The following is an 18,588-nucleotide window of genomic DNA, read 5'->3' as shown; positions in this document are numbered from 1 at the left end:
CCCTTTTGCATTTAGTGGCTGCGAATGGTTTTGATGATGTTGGTAGTTGAAATGCCGTCTTCAAAATTCAGTACGCGCACATCGCCGCCATTGGCCCACACTTCCTTACTCCCCGCGATATCTTCCGGTTTGTAATCGCCACCTTTGACCAGCAGATCTGGCAATACTTCAGCAATCAAGCGCTGAGGCGTGTCTTCTTCGAACAATACCACCCAATCAACAGCTTCCAGTGCACCGAGCACAATCATGCGGTTTTCTTGCGGGTTAACCGGGCGCGTTTCGCCTTTCAAGCGCTTAGTTGAAGCATCGCTGTTCACCGCAACAATCAGACGATCGCCGAGCTTACGCGCATTGGCCAGATAGGAAACATGGCCAGCATGCAAGATGTCAAACACGCCATTGGTCATCACCACTTTCTCACCGCGTTGACGCGCCTGGGCTACAGCCGCTTTCAGTTCAGCTTCATTCATCACGCCGAATCCGCTATCTGGACGCGCATGAATTGCGTTCTCCAGTTCAACAGTGCTGACGGTTGAAGTACCCAGTTTGCCGACCACCACGCCCGCAGCGGCATTGGCAAGGAAACAAGCTTCTTCTAAGCTATCGCCCGCCGCCAGCACCGCCGCCAGCACACCAATCACGGTATCGCCAGCACCGGTGACGTCATACACTTCCTGCGCTTGCGTCGGCAGGTGCAGTGGCGCTTTGCCTGGCTGTAACAATGTCATGCCGTTTTCTGAACGCGTGACCAGCAGCGCAGAAAGATCGTAATCGGCAATTAACTGCATCCCACGGCTGACAATCTCTTCTACGGTTTTGCACTTGCCAACTACGGCTTCAAATTCAGAAAGATTTGGCGTCAATAGCGTCGCACCGCGATAGCGTTCGAAATCGGTGCCTTTTGGATCAATCAGTACTGGCACATTCGCTTCACGCGCTAACTGAATCATGGTCTGCACGCTGTTAAGCGCGCCTTTGGCGTAATCAGACAGCACCAACGCACCGGCTTGCGTCAAAGATTGGCGCATACGATCGTGAATCGGCTGTGGATCGATCTGCTCGAAACCTTCTTCAAAATCGAGTCGAATCAGCTGCTGGTTACGTGAAAGCACGCGCAGTTTGGTAATGGTGGGATGGCTTTTTAGTGCAACGAAATCGCAATCCACTTTCACCTTTTGCAACGTTTCGCTCAATACGCGTGCGGCATCATCTGCACCCGTCAGGCCAATCAAACGCGAAGCCGCGCCCAACGCAGCAATATTCATCGCGACGTTAGCCGCGCCGCCAGGGCGCTCTTCAATGGTATCCACTTTTACCACCGGCACCGGCGCTTCAGGAGAGATGCGGCTGGTAGGTCCATACCAATAGCGATCCAACATCACATCGCCAACGACCAGTACATTGGCCTTGCCAAAAGTGGGCAGTGTTACTTTCATTCAAGAGACTCCAGACTTCGGTCAAAAATAATTTCCAGATATTATCACATAAGCCATCAAGCTCATGGTTCCGCGCTGTTAGATTCGGTGGTGCTCAGCCAACGTTGCCAACTGGTGTTGACAACGGCGCGCTCGGCGGCAAACGCTTCTGGCGCAACATGGCCCGGCAGCTCTTGCAACGCCAGATGATGCAGAGCATCGCGCAGCGTGACGTAAGCATGGGTTAGCGCTTGAGCTTCTTCTTCCTGCATGATGCCGTGGCGCGCCATCAATTCAAAAATACGCACGTTATCGGACCAACGTGTTAAGGCTGGCTGAGCGGCAGCGTAATGTAGGACAAGATATTGCGCGATGAATTCAATATCGGTGATGCCGCCTTCATCGGTCTTAATTTCCCAGCGGCCTTTGTGTTTGTTACTGAGGTGCGATCGCATTTTTTCACGCATTTCACGCACTTCTTTTTGCAGCGTATTCACTTCACGCGGCAAGCAAAGAATGCCTCGACGAATGGCATCAAAACGCTCGCACAGTGCCGGTTCGCCAAACACAATGCGCGCGCGCACCAGCGCCTGATGTTCCCAGGTCCAGGCTTCGCTGCGCTGGTACTCATCAAAGGCCGAGAAAGTGCTTACCAACATACCGGCAGCGCCAGACGGGCGCAGGCGCGCATCCACTTCGTACAAAATGCCGGATGAGGTGCGAGTGCTGAACAGATGCATCACACGCTGTGCCAAACGCAGATAGAACTGGCGACCATCAATGACACGTTCGCCGTCAGTTTCTGCGTCATCCGGGCAATCGTGCAAGAACACCAAATCAAGATCTGAGCTGTAGCCCAATTCCCAACCGCCAAGTTTGCCATAGCCGACAACGGCAAAACCGCGCTCGCTGTCATTGGTGAGATGCGATGGACGACCATAACGTTGCACCATCATTTGCCAGGCTTGCTGTACCACCGATTCGATAATGGCTTCAGCTAACCAAGTTAAGTGATCGCTCACTTTCATCACCGGCAAGGTTTCAGCGATATCAGCCGCGGCAATGCGCAGATGCTGCGCTTGTTTAAATTGGCGCAGCGCTTCTAATTGCTGCTCTTCGTCATCGGTGGGAATGCGCAGCAAATACTGGCGGAGTTCATCGCGGTAAGCATCTGTCGCCGTCGCCTGATACAGCGTGGCCGGATCGAGCAATTCATCGAGCAGTAGCGGATAGCGCGCCAGTTGGCTGGCGACCATCGGCGATGCGGCGCACAGACGAATCAGGTGACGCAGCGCGCCATGATATTCGGTTAGCAGCTCAAGGTAGGTGCTGCGCGTGATTACGCCCAGCAGCAACGGCGTCAGGCGGCTGAGCAATACGTCCGCATCCTCGCGCGGACACACTTCACTCAGCAAACGCGGCATGAGTTGATCAAGTGCCAATCGTCCGCGCGGGCCAATGGTGCGACGACTGACATCCTGGCGGAAATTGTTGAGTGCATGATACAGCGCGTGGCGCTGAGCATCATCCAACTGTGGCACGACGGGAATCAGATCGCTCTCTTCCAGCGCGTCTTGCCACAAACCTGCGAATTCGGCCAACTGCGGTTGATCGTCAACATCAGGCGCGTCGTCGCCAATGAGTTCGTCAAAGATAGCGCGCACACCGGCCATTTGGCTTTCAAGCTGCACCATTAACGCATCCCAATCAGCTGCGCCCATTGCCCAGGCTAAACGCTGGCGATCAAGTTCATTTTCCGGCAGGGTTTGAGTTTGCTCGTCATTGATGCTTTGCAGCAGGTTTTCTAACCGACGCAGAATTAGGTAGGCAGCGCGCAGATGCTCGACTTGATGTGAGCTTAGTAAGGCCAGTTCGCCAATCGCTTCAAGTGTAGGCAGCAAGGAACGGAGTTGTAGTGAGCGCTCACGTCCACCACGAATGAGTTGGAAAACCTGGACGATAAATTCGGTTTCACGAATGCCGCCTGCGCCCAGTTTGATGTTGTCTTTCAAACCGCGGCGACGCACTTCGCGGGCAATCATGCCCTTCATGTTGCGCAGCGATTGAATCACGCTGAAATCGATGTAGCGGCGATAGACAAAAGGACGCAGCATTTGCTGCAATTCCTGGCTCCAATGGCCCTGATCGTCGCCCATCAGACGCGCTTTGACCATCGCATAGCGTTCCCAGTCGCGGCCTTGTTCCTGGTAATAATCCTCCAGTGCCGCGAAGCTCAACACCAGCGGGCCACTATCACCAAATGGCCGTAAACGCATATCTACGCGATAAACAAAGCCATCTACCGTAGGTTGATCCAGCACCTTAATCAGCCGCTGCCCCATGCGCGTAAAGAATTGCGCATTATCCAGTTCGCGTCGGCCACCTTGGGTAACGCCGTTTTCCGGCCAGGCAAAAATCAGATCGATATCAGAGGAGAAGTTGAGTTCACAACCGCCGAGTTTACCCATGCCAAGAATCAGCATCGGCTGAGCTTCGCCCGCGTCGTTGCACGGCGTACCAAAATCGCGGCTGCAATCCTGCCAAACCCAATCGCGTGCAGCTGCAATCAGAATTTCCGCCAGCGTGCTGAGTTGCTGCAAACTTTGCTCAGTGCTGGCATGGTGTAACGCCTGCATCCAGGCGATACGTACCAGCATATGACGGCGGAACAGACGCAGTTCGCGCATCAGAGCGTTTTCGTTAGCAACGTCTTGCAGCACGTCACTCAGCCAACTGGCGTAGTGTTGCCACTCATCCGGCACCGGCGCTTGCTGCTGCAATTGCTGCCACCATTCGGGGTGCTGCTGCAGGTTATCGAGGATAAAATCACTAAAGGTCAGCGCTCCAGCCTGCTCAGGCGTCAATGCTGAGGACGACAGATTCAATCGCTCTGCCACATTAGCTAATTGCGCCTGCATCAGCGCCGGTAACGGTAACAACATCTTCTCTCCCTGATTCGATTTTTCGTTAGCGTTTGGTTCCGCTATTAAGCCAGAACGGAGCCGGACGAATAGCAATATTCACCAGATGCATCAAACCACGCTCCTGCTTTTCGCGAATAGCATGTTGTAATTCCTGCCATCCTTCTAGCCAGCAATTCACTTCTTCGGCTGGATAAGCACCCGCCAGCAAGTTCACCGCCAGCAACTGGCGATTCAGCCGCGTAGCTTTATCCTGAAATTCATTGGCCAGTTGCACGCCATCAAAGGTTTCTCGCAGATCGGCGGCGATACGGCTCAACATAATATCGCTGAAGCGTTTAAACGAACCTTGCAGCTTGCTTTTACTCTTATCATCCAGCCAGCTTTGCCACTGAGACTCGACCAGCCAGTAAGTAAGTGCTAACTGGGCTTCAACCGAGATTAACGAGAAGCATGCCGCCTCTGCATTGTTCTCTTCTTCCGCCAGCAACTCTTCCTGACGGGTTAATTTCTGGCGCAGATCGCTACTTGCCTTGCGTGGCACCAGCGCACCAAATAATGAAAACGCCTGACGCAGCGTTTCCAGCGCTTCAATCACCGAAGCTTTAGCGGCTGCATTGCCGCGCAGCCACACTTCTTCGTGGTATTGCCAATGATTCAGTGCTGCGGTCATCGCGTTAATCATGCCCTGCTCAACCGACGCTTTCGCGGCGATTTTCTGCAATGGCAAGGTACGCAACGGGCGCGGCAGATTGCCCTGCGCCAATTGATAACCGCGCGCGGCTTTGCTCAAACTACCGAGACGCAATCCGCCCATGGCGATTAATTCTTCAGCGAATTTCAGCATGTCTTCACGCTGCCCGCTTTTCAGCTCCAGCTCCACTTCGTACAACGGCTCGCTGAACTCACCTGATGCCACTTCACCTTGGTCAAACGCCACTTCAATTTCGCTGTCGCCAAACTGCACCAACCACGCTTCGCGCTGGAAATGGGTGCTAAATAGTGGTTGTAAGCGCGATTGCAGTTCAGCGATATCGGTTCCTTGCGGCCAGATTTCTGCTGGCAAGCGCGCGATATCCAGCGTTGGCTCGGCGATATCAACGTTGTATTCCGGACGCTGATGCAGGCCACCAACGGTTTTACCGGCGGCTTTGAGCGTCATTTCATAGCGTTGGTCAACGCCACGAATGCGCAAGCCCATATCCCAACGACGCAGTTGGTTGTCGTCGGTTTCGTAATAGATGTTAGTCAGTTCGCGCGCGGCGAAGTGCTGATGTGGCCACGCGGCAAGCTTTTCCGCCAATTTTTCGGCGGCTTGCGGAGTGGCAATGAACTTTAATTCGATTTCGATGGTCATAATTTTTTATTCAATACGCTGCTGGCACTTACGAGTTTAATTTGGCGAAGAGTAATGCACCGGAAGCCCGCTGTCTCTGCTTTCTTGTGCTTTTACGACCCTTTTCGCACCAGATTGAGACCAGGATAGTTCTCATTCAGATTTATGAGAAGCGTCTCCAGACTGTGCCGGTAATTTTACGCCATTAAGAAAAAATGACATCGAATGAAAAAAATCACACTTGCTGCTCTTTCTTTGCTGGCTTTCAGCGCCATCGCTCCTGCTCACGCCGCTGACGAAAAGCGTTATATTTCAGATGAATTATCCACTTGGGTACGTAGCGGACCGGGCGATCAATATCGCCTGATCGGCAAGCTAAATGCCGGAGAGGAAGTGACCTTGCTGCAAACCAATAACGATTCTCAATATGGACAGATTCGCGATGCAGAAGGCAAGACCAACTGGATTCCCCTGTCTCAACTCAGTGCGAATCCTAGCCTGCGCACCCGCGTTCCACAGTTGGAACAACAGGTTAAAGATCTCACCGCCAAGCTGGCCAATATTGATAACAGTTGGAACCAGCGCACTTCTGAGATGCAAAACAAAGTCGCTAACAGCGACGGCACCATTGATGGCCTGAAAGCCGAAAATCAGAAGCTGAAAAATGAGCTGATTGTGGCGCAGAAGAAAGTCAGCGCCGCCAACGTACAGTTGGATGACAAGCAACGCACCATCATCATGCAGTGGTTTATGTATGGCGGCGGCGTGCTGGGCGTTGGCTTGCTGTTGGGTCTGTTGCTGCCGCACATGGTGCCGCGCCGTAAGAAAAACGATCGCTGGATGAACTAACACACCACGCAAATTTGTTCTTTTCTTTAAGGGGATCGTAAGATGCCCCTTTTGGCGTGCCCGATACTTAGCCAAAGTATGCAACAATAAAGCAACAAGCGTGCTCAGCACGCAATTTTTGATTGGCCTCTGGAGTGGTTGAGTGAAGACGTTTCTGGTCGGCGGCGCAGTGCGCGATGCCTTACTGCGATTGCCGGTAAAAGATAGAGATTGGGTGGTGGTTGGCGCTACGCCCGAAGCGATGCTGGCGGCAGGATATCAGCAGGTTGGCCGCGATTTCCCGGTGTTTTTGCATCCAGACAGCCGTGAAGAGCATGCCTTAGCGCGCACTGAACGTAAGAGCGGCAACGGTTACACCGGCTTTGTCACGCAATTCGCGCCCGATGTCACGCTGGAGCAAGATCTTCAGCGTCGCGATCTCACCATTAACGCCATCGCGCAAAGCGATGACGGTGAATTGATTGATCCTTATGGCGGTCAGCGCGATTTGGCGCAACGCCAACTGCGCCATGTCTCTGACGCATTTAATGAAGATCCGCTGCGCGTATTGCGCGTGGCACGTTTTGCTGCTCGCTTCGCCCACCTCAACTTCCGTATTGCTGATGAAACCCAGGCGTTAATGCGCGAAATGGCGGTTAGCGGCGAACTGTCGCACCTCACAGCAGAGCGCGTGTGGAAAGAGACAGAAAAAGCCTTGCTGACGCGCAATCCGCAAGTCTATTTCCAGGTGCTGCGTGATTGTGGTGCGCTACAAGTGCTGTTCCCGGAAATCGATAATCTTTACGGCATTCCGGCCCCCATCAAATGGCACCCAGAAATTGATACCGGCGTACATGCGCTGATGACGCTGACGATGTCGGCCGCGCTTTCCGATCAGCTTGATGTGCGTTTTGCCACGCTGTTTCACGATGTCGGCAAAGCCTTAACGCCGCCGGAAAAATGGCCGAGCCATCATGGCCACGGTTTGGCGGGCGTACCGATTGTTGAAGCGTTGTGCCAACGTCTGCGCGTGCCCAATCAAGTCCGCGATCTGGCATTAGTCGTCACCGAATTTCACGATGTGGTGCACACCATTGAGCGTCAGTCTGCTGAAGCGCTGATTGCCTTGTTTGATCGCATTGATGCGTGGCGCAAGCCCGAGCGGGTAGAAAAAATGGCGCTGACCAGCGAAGCCGATGCGCGCGGTCGTGCGGGATTAGAAAGCCTGCCATATCCGCAGGGCGACTATTTGCGTCAGGCATTTACCCTGACGCAAGCGGTTCCCACCAAAGAGGTGGTCGCAGCGGGTTTTAAAGGGGCGGAAGTGCGGGAAGAATTAACGCGTCGGCGTGTTGCGGTACTGCAAACAGAATTGATAGATGCGCGGCCAGCGTGACCGGCCGCGCACGGAAACTCACATAAACAGCGCGTACACCACACCCGCAACAATGAAGCGGTAGATGGCGAAGGAAACAAACGAGATCCGTTTAATCAGTTCCAGGAATACTTTGATTGCCAACAGAGCCACAACGAAAGCAGTCACGAAGCCTACCGCGAACATTGGGAAATCCTGCATCGTCAGGAAACTCATGCTCTTGTACAGATCCAAACCGGTAGCGCCAATCATCATCGGCACGGCCAGAATGAACGAGAACTCTGAAGCAGCATAACGGCTTACGCCCATCAGCATACCGCCAGAAATCGTTGCACCAGAACGTGAGAAGCCCGGCCACAGCGCCAGACACTGGAAGCAGCCAATCATAAACGCCTGAAGATAGGTAATATCATCAACGCCCACAGCTTTAGGTTGTTTCGGTTTGAAAAATTCCGCGACGAGCAGCAGTACACCACCGACAATCAACGCATACATCACGTTGATAGGATTGAATAAACTTTTAATTTGATCGTGTAACAACAAGCCAACAACCACCGCTGGCACCATACCTAACAGGATATGGATCAACGTCAATCTACCGGTGCCGACACCTTCGTGTTTGACCTCACCAAAGTGAATGCCGATCAAACCAAACAGTCGACGCCAGAACATCACTACCACAGCCAGAATGGAACCCAACTGAATCACAACTTCAAAAGTTTCGGCGGTTTGGCCTTCAAAACCCAACAAATGACCAACAATGATCATATGGCCCGTGGAAGAGACCGGCAGGAACTCCGTGAGGCCTTCTACGACCCCCAGGATTGCAGCTACCCAAAGCTGGTGAATGTCTGCCATCAAAATTTTTCCTCTATCCGTTTTAAACAGTAAAAAGGCGGTCGCAAAGGGCTACCGCCTAAAATTATGCCTGCGCCTCGCTGAAGGAAACCTTAAGAAATTCGGTAACTTCCCGCCGGTTAGCGCAACGGCCTCAAGTGAGACACACCATAATTTGGTTTGGTTTCATTGTGATGGCAATCACGTAGGATTTATTTAGGAATAGTCCCGCGCTCAATCCGCACGCCAACGCTGGCTGCTTGAGCCACAGCGCCCGGTTTTCCTACCTTTATACGTACTCCAGGCGTTTTGAAACGAATCATCAACAAATCGGCGATTTCTTCCGCCACACGTTCGACGAGGGCAAAACGCTGACCTTGCAGATGGTTAAGGATCACCTCGGTGACATCCGCGTAGCTCAAACAATCATTCACATCATCGCTAGCGGCCGCCTGGCGGTTGTCCCACGCCATTTCGACATCGAGCACCAGCTTCTGCTGCATACCCTGTTCCCAGTCGTAAACGCCAATAGTCGTGAATACGGTGAGTTGCTCGATAAATACAATATCCATGATGTCAGTCTCTGTTTTTGGCTTAGCCGGATACCACTTCCGGCGGATTATGCGTATTATCCACGCTTATCGAGAACAAAACGACCCAAAAGGAACGGTACGAAGCTATGAGTGCTATCGCGCTTGGTATGATTATTTTCGCGTATCTTTGCGGCTCGATTTCCAGTGCGATACTGGTTTGTAAACTGGCTGGTTTACCCGATCCGCGTACGCAAGGCTCAGGCAACCCTGGCGCGACCAATGTGTTGCGTATTGGTGGCAAAGCAGCCGCTGCGGCGGTACTAATTTTTGATGTAGCGAAAGGCATGTTCCCGGTGTGGATCGCTTATCTGCTGCACGTTGCACCGCTTTATCTTGGTCTCACGGCAATTGCCGCCTGCCTCGGTCACATCTATCCGGTGTTCTTTCGTTTTCGCGGCGGAAAAGGCGTGGCGACCGCATTTGGTGCGATTGCGCCGATTGGCTGGGATTTAACCGGATTGATGACCGGTACCTGGCTGCTGACGGTATTGCTGAGCGGATATTCGTCTCTCGGGGCGATTGTTAGCGCCTTGATCGCGCCGTTCTACGTTTGGTGGTTCAAGCCGCAATTCACCTTTCCGGTGTCGATGCTTTCCTGTTTGATTCTGTTGCGCCATCACGACAACATTCAGCGCCTGTGGCGCGGCCAGGAAAATAAGATCTGGAAGCGGAAGAAGAAATAAAAAAAACCGGCGCGATGCCGGTTTTTTCGTTTTAGATGGCGGGCAACTCGGCCAGCGGCCAACGTGGTCGGACGCTGACGCCCAGTTCACCGCGCGTGCCGCCTTTCAGCCGCACCATGCCCGCATAGGCAATCATCGCGCCGTTATCGGTGCAAAACTCAGGGCGCGCGTAAAATACTTCGCCGCCGCGTTTTTGCATCATTTCCGCCATACGCTCGCGTAATGTGCGATTGGCACTAACGCCACCCGCAATCACCAGACGTTTAAAACCGGTTTGCTCCAGCGCACGCTTGCACTTAATCATCAGCGTATCGACAACCGCATCTTCGAATGCGCGAGCAATATCAGCACGCGCTTGTTCGTCGCCTTGATGTTCGCGGATGGTATTCGCTGCGAAGGTTTTCAGACCGGAGAAGCTGAAATCCAGTCCTGGACGATCGGTCATTGGACGTGGGAATTTGAAGCGGTTTGGCGTGCCCTGTTGCGCCATACGCGACAGCATCGGCCCGCCCGGATAATCCAGCCCCAGCAACTTAGCGGTTTTATCAAACGCTTCGCCAGCCGCATCATCAATTGATTCGCCCAGCAAGGTGTATTCACCAATGCCGGTGACGCTAATCAACTGCGTATGACCGCCGGAAACCAGCAGCGCGACAAACGGGAATTCCGGTGGATTCTCTTCCAGCATTGGCGCCAGTAGATGCCCTTCCATATGATGAACCGGTACCGCCGGGACATTCCAGGCAAAGGCTAACGCACGACCAATGGTGGCGCCGACTAACAAAGCGCCAACTAATCCAGGTCCTGCCGTGTAGGCCACACCATCAATTTGATTGGGTTCCAGACCGGCTTCTTTTAATGCCGCCTGAATCAGTGGCACCGTTTTGCGCACGTGGTCGCGCGATGCCAATTCCGGCACCACGCCACCGTAATCGGCGTGCAGTTTTACCTGGCTATATAATTGATTTGCCAGCAGACCGGACGCATCGTCATAAATCGCGATGCCGGTTTCATCGCAGGACGTTTCAATACCCAGAACTCGCATAGCTTTTATCACCCTCTTCTCGCGGCGCGCAGTGTAGCACAGGCAAATCGTCGTCCAGAGACTTCAGCCTCGAAAAAGTGTTTTTCTGCCGCACAAAGAGTGCGCTATACTCCACGGCCTGAAAAAACCGGCAGCCGCGATGGCAATTGTCCCTGTTGGTTCTAAATTATACATGGTGCTTTACAAGTCAGCCGCGGCTGGAGTAAAATACTGCACCATTTTGAAATGTGCTGGCGCCGCAGTCAGCAGCAAAAACCGAATTTTATCGAGGTAAGAGTTACATGCCGGTAATTAAAGTACGTGAAAACGAGCCGTTCGACGTAGCACTGCGTCGCTTCAAGCGTTCATGCGAGAAAGCAGGTGTTCTGGCAGAAGTTCGTAGCCGTGAGTTCTACGAAAAGCCTACCACTGAGCGTAAGCGCGCTAAAGCATCTGCAGTTAAGCGTCATGCCAAGAAACTGGCTCGCGAAAACGCACGCCGCACTCGTCTGTACTAATTTCTTGCGGGAGTTCGCTTCCGCCGCGTGAATAACGCAGACAGAGTCAAGTAAAAGGCCGTGCTTTCCGAAAGGAAGCGCGGCTTGTTGTCGTTTATGAGCTGAAAAATCGGGGCTTATGGCTGGACGAATTCCACGCATATTTATCAACGACTTACTTGCCCGCACGGATATCGTGGATATTATCGATGCCCGCGTTAAGCTGAAGAAGCAGGGTAAGAATTACCACGCGTGCTGTCCATTTCATAACGAGAAAACCCCCTCTTTCACCGTTAGCGGCGAAAAGCAGTTCTATTACTGTTTTGGTTGTGGTGCCAAAGGCAACGCCATCGATTTCCTGATGAATCACGATCGTCTGGAATTTGTTGAGAGCGTTGAAGAGTTGGCAACACTTCATGGCTTAGAAGTGCCATATGAAGTGGGCAACGGCCCCAGCCAGATGGAACGCCATCAACGTCAAAGTCTTTATCAGTTGCTGGATGGCCTCAACGGCTTCTATCAACAAAGCCTGCGTAATCCGCAAGCGCAATCTGCACAGAACTACCTCGCCACGCGTGGTCTCAGCCTGGAAGTGATTGATCACTTCGCTATCGGCTATGCGCCCGCCGGTTGGGATAATGCATTGAAGCGCTTCGGTCAGCAAAAAGACGATCGCGAATCACTGATGGAAGCCGGCATGTTGGTCAGCAATGACTCAGGCCGCACCTATGATCGCTTCCGCGATCGTGTGATGTTTCCGATTCGCGACAAACGCGGACGTGTTATTGGCTTTGGTGGCCGCGTACTGGGCAACGATACGCCGAAGTATCTGAACTCACCGGAAACACCGATTTTCCATAAAGGCCGCCAGTTGTACGGGCTTTATGAAGCGCAGAAAAATCATCCACAACCGGCGCGATTGTTGGTTGTCGAAGGTTATATGGATGTGGTCGCGCTGGCGCAATTTGGCATCGATTATGCGGTTGCGTCATTGGGAACATCTACCACCGCCGAGCATGTGCAGCTGTTGTATCGTTCAACCGACACGGTGATTTGCTGTTACGACGGCGACCGCGCCGGACGTGAAGCCGCATGGCGTACGCTCGAGACCGCATTGCCTTACATGAATGATGGTCGTCAGCTACGCTTTATGTTTTTGCCCGATGGCGAAGACCCGGACACGTTGGTACGCAAAGAAGGCAAACAAGCTTTTGAAGCGCGGATGGAGCAGGCAACGCCGCTCTCCACGTTTTTGTTCGATAGTCTGATGCCGCAAGTGGATTTGAGCACGCGCGACGGTAAGACCAAGCTAGCGACACTGGCGCTACCGCTGATTAGTCAGATTCCCGGTGAAACGTTGCGCATTTATATGCGTCAAACATTGGGTAACAAACTTGGCATTCTTGACGATAACCAGTTAGACAAGCTGATGCCAAAGCTGGCAGAAAGCGGAGTATTGCCAACGGCACCGCCATTGAAACGCACAACAATGCGCGTGTTGATCGCTTTATTAGTGCAGAATCCGCAATTTGCCACCATCGTGCCTACACTGGATGGTCTTGAGCAGTCGAAAATGGCGGGTTTACCGCTTTTTGTCGAGTTAGTCAGTCGTTGTACAGAGAATCCTGGCCTGACAACCGGACAGCTACTAGAGTTATATCGCGGGACAAATTTTAGCCAGCCCCTTGAAACGCTGGCCACCTGGAACCACATGATAGTGGATGAAGAGGCGGAAGAGGTGTTCCAGGATTCACTGGCAAGCATTTACGATTCCGCGCTCGAACAGCGCCTTGAAGCGCTCATCGCACGCGAGCGAACAGAAGGCCTCAGCGCCACTGAACGCCGCGAATTCTGGGCTTTAAGCCAGGCATTAGCGAAAAAATAAGATTTTTAGCCAATCAGAAGGACGAGTGCTGCTAAAGCTACCTTTCTGATTGCCGATTTCGGGCTTCATCGACGCAATAAGCGAAGCCGGAATCACCACAAATTTAGGGCCGTCGGCGTCGCAGCCAGGCCCGGAAAGAATTCAGCGGCTTAAGTGCCGATTAAAGAAGGGCAAAAGCCCTGGCCGCGATGTAGGCAGCGGCAAAAACACAACGCCTTCACTGTTATTGTTGGCTTTCGCCGCCGACCGACACCAATCTAATTAACAGAAGTGTGGATACCGTCTTATGGAGCAAAACCCGCAGTCACAGCTTAAGCTACTTGTCACCCGTGGTAAGGAGCAAGGCTATCTGACCTATGCTGAGGTCAATGACCATCTGCCGGAAGATATCGTCGACTCCGATCAGATCGAAGACATCATCCAGATGATTAACGACATGGGTATTCAGGTTGTTGAAGAAGCGCCTGATGCTGATGATCTGATACTGAATGAAAACAGCTCCGACACTGACGAAGATGCCGCAGAAGCCGCCGCTCAAGTTTTATCCAGTGTTGAATCTGAAATTGGCCGTACCACCGATCCGGTGCGCATGTACATGCGCGAAATGGGTACCGTTGAACTGCTGACGCGCGAAGGCGAAATCGACATCGCTAAGCGTATTGAAGACGGCATCAACCAGGTTCAGTGCTCTGTTGCTGAATATCCAGAAGCCATCACCTATTTGCTCGATCAGTACGATCGCGTAGAAGCAGGCGATGCTCGTCTGTCAGACTTGATTATCGGCTTCATCGATCCGAACGCAGAAGAAGACATCGCGCCGACCGCGACCAACGTCGGTTCTGAGTTGTCGCAGGAAGATCGTGATGACGACGAAGAAGAAGATGAAGACGACGACGACAGCTCTGATGACGATAACTCTATCGATCCCGAACTGGCGCGCGAGAAGTTTGGTGATCTGCGTACGCAGTACGAAACCACGCGCACCGTCATCAAAGCCAAAGGCCGCAGCCACGCAGACGCCGTTGCCGAAATTCAAAATCTGTCTGAAGTGTTCAAACAGTTCCGCCTGGTACCGAAGCAATTCGATTACTTGGTGAACAGTATGCGTGTTATGATGGATCGCGTTCGTACGCAAGAACGCCTGATCATGAAGCTGTGTATTGAGCTGTGCAAAATGCCGAAGAAAAACTTCATCACGCTGTTTACCGGTAATGAAACCAATCCAAGCTGGTTTAAAGCTGCATTGGCCATGAACAAACCGTGGTCAGAAAAACTGCTGGAAGTTGAAGAAGATGTAAACCGTTCGCTGTTCAAATTGCAGCAGATCGAAGAAGAAACCGGCTTGACCATCGAGCAGGTTAAAGACATCAACCGTCGTATGTCGATCGGCGAAGCGAAAGCGCGTCGTGCGAAGAAAGAGATGGTTGAAGCAAACTTGCGTCTGGTTATTTCGATCGCCAAGAAATACACCAACCGTGGTCTGCAATTCCTTGATCTGATTCAGGAAGGTAACATCGGCCTGATGAAAGCGGTTGATAAGTTTGAATACCGTCGTGGTTATAAGTTCTCAACTTATGCAACATGGTGGATTCGTCAGGCGATCACTCGTTCTATCGCTGACCAGGCGCGTACCATCCGTATTCCGGTGCATATGATTGAGACTATTAACAAACTCAACCGTATTTCACGCCAGATGCTGCAAGAGATGGGCCGCGAGCCGACGCCAGAAGAGCTGGCTGAACGCATGCTGATGCCAGAAGATAAGATTCGCAAAGTACTGAAAATCGCTAAAGAGCCGATCTCCATGGAGACGCCGATTGGTGATGATGAAGATTCGCATCTGGGCGATTTTATCGAAGACACCACGCTGGAGCTGCCGCTGGATTCCGCTACCTCGGAAAGCCTCCGTTCAGCCACCCACGATGTGTTGGCTGGTTTGACGGCGCGTGAAGCGAAAGTTCTGCGTATGCGTTTCGGTATCGATATGAATACCGACCACACGCTGGAAGAGGTCGGCAAACAGTTTGACGTAACGCGTGAGCGTATTCGTCAGATCGAAGCCAAGGCGCTGCGTAAGCTGCGTCACCCAAGCCGCTCTGAAGTGCTGCGTAGCTTCCTCGACGATTAGTCGTTGTTGAGACGAAAAACCCCGGCTAGCCGGGGTTTTTTATTGCCATTAATAAGGTGTTAAACCTTTTTCCAACATCATCTTGCGCGCTTTGTCACTTTGCAGATATTTCACAAACTGCGCCGCCTCTTGCTTTTGCTGTGTGTTACGCGTGATCACCGCGCCATATAACGTATCCTGCTGTACAGCCTGCGGAATCAGCCCAACAATGGTAATTCCCTTCACCGCTTTAAGTTCACTGTTCTGCTGAAAACCAATTTCCGCTTTACCCTGCGCGACCGCTTCGCCGACCGGCGTTGCCGGAATTACCGCGACTTTCTGGGCAGTTTTGGGCCCTAACTCTAGCTTATCCAGCATCTTGCTTTGGATATATTTGCCACTCGCACTATCAGACACCGCGATGCTCGAAGCTTCGGTCAGCACCTGTTTAAACTTTGCCACCGTGCTAATGTCCAGCGGCGCCATGCCCTGCTTCACCGCCATCGCAATGTAGGAGTGTGCTAATACCTGATGACTTGAGCTATCTACCCAATTGGCCTGCTCAAGCGGTTTGATGGCGTAATCGACCATCACTAAAACATCAGCATTATCATGACGTTTGAGCCGATTAGGGATAGCTTGTGGCGTATCGCCCATTGATGGTGCAGCTTCCAGTTGAATGCTATTACCAGTCTGTTGCTGATAATCCTGCTTTAAACTCTCGATTACCGGATACATGCCGCCGGAACTGAATACCTTCAACGTCGCGGCCTGCGCACTGCTTTGTGTTGCCAGCAACAATGCTGTCAGCGCAATAATACCTTTCATCTTCCCTCACCTTTTTCTGCCATAAAGGATTGGGTTTAGTCAGTCACGCCATGTTAAACAACGTTTAGCTCGCACTTAGCGGAGCAAGCTCACGGGGTTTTCTGTAACCAATCATGAAGTTGCCGATAAGAGGCCGCCATCTCATCCAACGTCGCCCTGTTCAAGCCGCTGGGATTGGGCAGCACCCACAAGCTTGTTTCACCCAGCGTTTGCGGCTGCTCGCCCCACTCGACTTTGCGCTGTCGAAATGCTTTTTGAAACGCGTCCTTGCCCAACACCGCTAACGCACGCGGCTGATAATGCAAAATCTTGTGCTGCAAACGAGAACCGCCATCACGCAGCTCATCACCTGCCAATTCATTGGCTTGCACGGTTGGACGTTCAACCAGCATCGTAATGCCACATCCCGTTTCCAATAGTCGTTGCTCTTGTTCCGGCTTCAACAAATCCCGGGTGAATCCAGCTTGATAGATCACTTTCCAGAAGCGATTGCCGGGGTGCGCAAAGTGAAATCCGGTGTGTGCTGATGACTTTCCCGGATTGATGCCGCAAAACAGCACCTGTAAATCGGGCGCAATGATGTCGCGAATATCGTGCTCGCTCATGCCGTCTCCAAACCCGCGCGTTGCTTCACCGATCGGCGACTGCTTGCCAGCATCTGGCGGGCTTCTTCGGCATCGGGACACGCGCGCGCCAGCGATACGGCCCCCACCATTTCAGCCAGCATCATGGTTGCGGCTTCATCCGCCTGCGAGTGATGCAATTCATGTAAAGTCTGAACTAAACGTTGTCGCAAAAGCTCCCTGCGCTGGGAAAACAGAGCTCGCGTTTCAACAGGCAAATGCGCCATTTCACTCACCAATGCCGGCAGAGGACAGCCTTCACCCGGCGTATTGCAATGCTGCTCAGAGAGATAATGCTCGATGAGCTGATTCAGCCGCTCAGCCGGGTCCTCCAGCGCAGTGATATCCGCAAAACGTCGTGCTGAATCGGTAAACATCTCGGCGATCACCGCTTGCACTAACTCTTCGCGCGAAGCGAAATGTGCATAAAAGCCGCCGTGCGTTAAGCCTGCGCGTTTCATTAATGCTGCAACGCCAATACCTTCGGTACCGCTTTCTCGCATCACCACAGAGGCTTCATCCAGAATGCGCTGCCTGGTGCGCGCTTTATGACTCAGCTTTTCCATCAATTCCTATCCATCAATCGCTAATAGCAATCAGTGTAATTATTACGATCATCATATTCCAGCTTGACGATAAATATTATGACCGTCATATTTAACCACGTAAATATGACGACCATCATTTTAAGGAATCACTCATGTCACAGCAACTGGCTTTGATCACCGGCGCTTCAAGCGGCATCGGCGCGACGTATGCAAAACAACTGGCAGCACGCGGTAGCAACCTCATTTTGGTGGCGCGTGATGCCGCTAGATTGGACGCTCTGGCGCAATCTCTACGCGAAGAATTCAACATAGACGTTGCGGTTCTGGCTGCCGATCTAACCCATTCTGAAGGATTACAACAGGTCGACAAAGAACTGCGTGAAAACCAGCAAATTACCTGGCTGGTAAACAATGCAGGCATGGTGGTTGATGGCGAATTCGTTGACGGTGACATTGCGAATATCCAAACCATGCTGACCTTGAATATCGTTGCACTGACACAGTTGGCCCATACCGCAGCACAACAATTCCGAGCTCGACGTTCAGGAACAATTGTGAATATCGCATCGGTACTAGCGCTGGTCAGCGAGTCGGCAAATGGCGCTTACAACGCCAGTAAATCTTACGTGTTGTCTTTATCGCGCAATATGCAACGTGAATTGGCAAACAGCGGTGTTCGCGTACAGGCAGTACTGCCAGGTTTAACTCGCACGGAGATCTTCGAACGCGCAGGAAAATCCATCAATGATCTTCCCGCCGAAAAACTGATGGAAGTGGACGATTTGGTTGCCGCAGCGCTAAACGGGCTTGATACCGGCGAGTTGGTGACAATTCCATCTCTGGAAGATATGCAACTGTGGCAAGCTTATGAAAACGCACGCATCGCCATACTGCCATTCATCTCACTTAACAAGCCTGCATCGCGCTACTCACTGAACCTTCGTCTTGAATGAGCCTGGTCTCAAAAAACGGCGATGATTGTATGCTTATTGCACGTTAAAGCAGCGGATAAGGGATTTTTCTTTTTGAGATCAAAGAGTCAGCGATTGATGTAATTTTCACCATCCAAATGGCGAGCTCTGGATCAC

At 52.3% G+C, this 18,588-nt stretch carries 16 protein-coding genes; 7 read left to right on the top strand and 9 right to left on the bottom strand.

What is annotated here, in order from left to right; genetic code table 11:
• Positions 1 to 11: 11 nt before the first annotated feature.
• The 3 genes from hldE to ACPUC7_RS05390 form a co-directional block, all read right to left on the bottom strand.
• Positions 12 to 1,436 (bottom strand): bifunctional D-glycero-beta-D-manno-heptose-7-phosphate kinase/D-glycero-beta-D-manno-heptose 1-phosphate adenylyltransferase HldE, encoded by a 1,425-nt coding sequence (hldE, locus tag ACPUC7_RS05400; protein WP_494922044.1) that lies wholly within the window; start codon positions 1,434 to 1,436, stop codon positions 12 to 14.
• Between the two features lie 62 nt (positions 1,437 to 1,498).
• Positions 1,499 to 4,357: a bifunctional [glutamate--ammonia ligase]-adenylyl-L-tyrosine phosphorylase/[glutamate--ammonia-ligase] adenylyltransferase gene (gene glnE, locus ACPUC7_RS05395; RefSeq protein ID WP_494922043.1), complete on the bottom strand. Its 2,859-nt coding sequence runs from the start codon at positions 4,355 to 4,357 to the stop codon at positions 1,499 to 1,501.
• A 25-nt stretch (positions 4,358 to 4,382) separates the two neighbouring features.
• Positions 4,383 to 5,693 (bottom strand): CYTH domain-containing protein, encoded by a 1,311-nt coding sequence (locus ACPUC7_RS05390; protein ID WP_494922042.1) that lies wholly within the window; start codon positions 5,691 to 5,693, stop codon positions 4,383 to 4,385.
• A gap of 204 nt (positions 5,694 to 5,897) precedes the next feature.
• On the opposite strand from ACPUC7_RS05390, the gene ACPUC7_RS05385 reads away from it, so the two are divergent.
• A complete protein-coding gene (locus ACPUC7_RS05385; protein ID WP_494922041.1) occupies positions 5,898 to 6,521 on the top strand; it encodes a TIGR04211 family SH3 domain-containing protein in 624 nt (207 codons plus the stop codon).
• Between the two features lie 142 nt (positions 6,522 to 6,663).
• Positions 6,664 to 7,896: a multifunctional CCA addition/repair protein gene (locus tag ACPUC7_RS05380; RefSeq protein ID WP_494922040.1), complete on the top strand. Its 1,233-nt coding sequence runs from the start codon at positions 6,664 to 6,666 to the stop codon at positions 7,894 to 7,896.
• Between the two features lie 18 nt (positions 7,897 to 7,914).
• Here ACPUC7_RS05380 and bacA read toward each other — a convergent pair whose 3' ends face one another.
• Entirely contained in the window at positions 7,915 to 8,733 is an 819-nt protein-coding gene (bacA, locus tag ACPUC7_RS05375) for an undecaprenyl-diphosphate phosphatase (protein ID WP_494922039.1), read from the bottom strand.
• Positions 8,734 to 8,924: 191 nt separating this feature from the next.
• Positions 8,925 to 9,284, bottom strand: a complete 360-nt coding sequence (gene folB, locus ACPUC7_RS05370; protein ID WP_494922038.1) for a bifunctional dihydroneopterin aldolase/7,8-dihydroneopterin epimerase — start codon at positions 9,282 to 9,284, stop codon at positions 8,925 to 8,927.
• Between the two features lie 107 nt (positions 9,285 to 9,391).
• Here folB and plsY point away from each other — a divergent pair, with 107 nt between their 5' ends.
• Positions 9,392 to 9,988: a glycerol-3-phosphate 1-O-acyltransferase PlsY gene (plsY, locus tag ACPUC7_RS05365; RefSeq protein ID WP_494922037.1), complete on the top strand. Its 597-nt coding sequence runs from the start codon at positions 9,392 to 9,394 to the stop codon at positions 9,986 to 9,988.
• A gap of 31 nt (positions 9,989 to 10,019) precedes the next feature.
• Here plsY and tsaD read toward each other — a convergent pair whose 3' ends face one another.
• On the bottom strand, positions 10,020 to 11,033 hold the full coding sequence (tsaD, locus tag ACPUC7_RS05360; RefSeq protein ID WP_494922036.1) for a tRNA (adenosine(37)-N6)-threonylcarbamoyltransferase complex transferase subunit TsaD: 1,014 nt from the start codon (positions 11,031 to 11,033) through the stop codon (positions 10,020 to 10,022).
• A 281-nt stretch (positions 11,034 to 11,314) separates the two neighbouring features.
• On the opposite strand from tsaD, the gene rpsU reads away from it, so the two are divergent.
• The 3 genes from rpsU (at position 11,315) to rpoD (ending at position 15,522) form a co-directional block, all read left to right on the top strand.
• Entirely contained in the window at positions 11,315 to 11,530 is a 216-nt protein-coding gene (rpsU, locus tag ACPUC7_RS05355; RefSeq protein WP_008103436.1) for a 30S ribosomal protein S21, read from the top strand.
• 118 nt (positions 11,531 to 11,648) lie between these two features.
• Entirely contained in the window at positions 11,649 to 13,394 is a 1,746-nt protein-coding gene (gene dnaG, locus ACPUC7_RS05350) for a DNA primase (protein ID WP_494922035.1), read from the top strand.
• A gap of 286 nt (positions 13,395 to 13,680) precedes the next feature.
• Positions 13,681 to 15,522 (top strand): RNA polymerase sigma factor RpoD, encoded by a 1,842-nt coding sequence (gene rpoD, locus ACPUC7_RS05345; RefSeq protein WP_343550710.1) that lies wholly within the window; start codon positions 13,681 to 13,683, stop codon positions 15,520 to 15,522.
• Between the two features lie 48 nt (positions 15,523 to 15,570).
• On the opposite strand, the gene ACPUC7_RS05340 is transcribed toward rpoD, so the two are convergent.
• The 3 genes from ACPUC7_RS05340 to ACPUC7_RS05330 form a co-directional block, all read right to left on the bottom strand.
• Positions 15,571 to 16,329: a substrate-binding domain-containing protein gene (locus ACPUC7_RS05340; protein WP_494922034.1), complete on the bottom strand. Its 759-nt coding sequence runs from the start codon at positions 16,327 to 16,329 to the stop codon at positions 15,571 to 15,573.
• 89 nt (positions 16,330 to 16,418) lie between these two features.
• On the bottom strand, positions 16,419 to 16,934 hold the full coding sequence (gene mug / locus ACPUC7_RS05335) for a G/U mismatch-specific DNA glycosylase (protein ID WP_494922033.1): 516 nt from the start codon (positions 16,932 to 16,934) through the stop codon (positions 16,419 to 16,421).
• Positions 16,931 to 17,518, bottom strand: coding sequence for a TetR/AcrR family transcriptional regulator (locus tag ACPUC7_RS05330; RefSeq protein ID WP_494922032.1), 588 nt, complete (start codon positions 17,516 to 17,518; stop codon positions 16,931 to 16,933). The genes mug and ACPUC7_RS05330 overlap by 4 nt, the downstream gene beginning before the upstream one ends.
• A 134-nt stretch (positions 17,519 to 17,652) precedes the next feature.
• Here ACPUC7_RS05330 and ACPUC7_RS05325 point away from each other — a divergent pair, with 134 nt between their 5' ends.
• Positions 17,653 to 18,453 carry an SDR family NAD(P)-dependent oxidoreductase gene (locus ACPUC7_RS05325; protein WP_494922031.1) on the top strand — a complete coding sequence of 267 codons (801 nt, stop codon included), beginning with the start codon at positions 17,653 to 17,655 and terminating at the stop codon, positions 18,451 to 18,453.
• The last annotated feature ends 135 nt before the right edge of the window (positions 18,454 to 18,588 follow it).

The organism is Pantoea sp. CFCC18179, from assembly GCF_059412405.1.
Note: the sequence above shows the minus strand (reverse complement) of the source record. Positions and strands in the feature narration are given on the sequence as shown.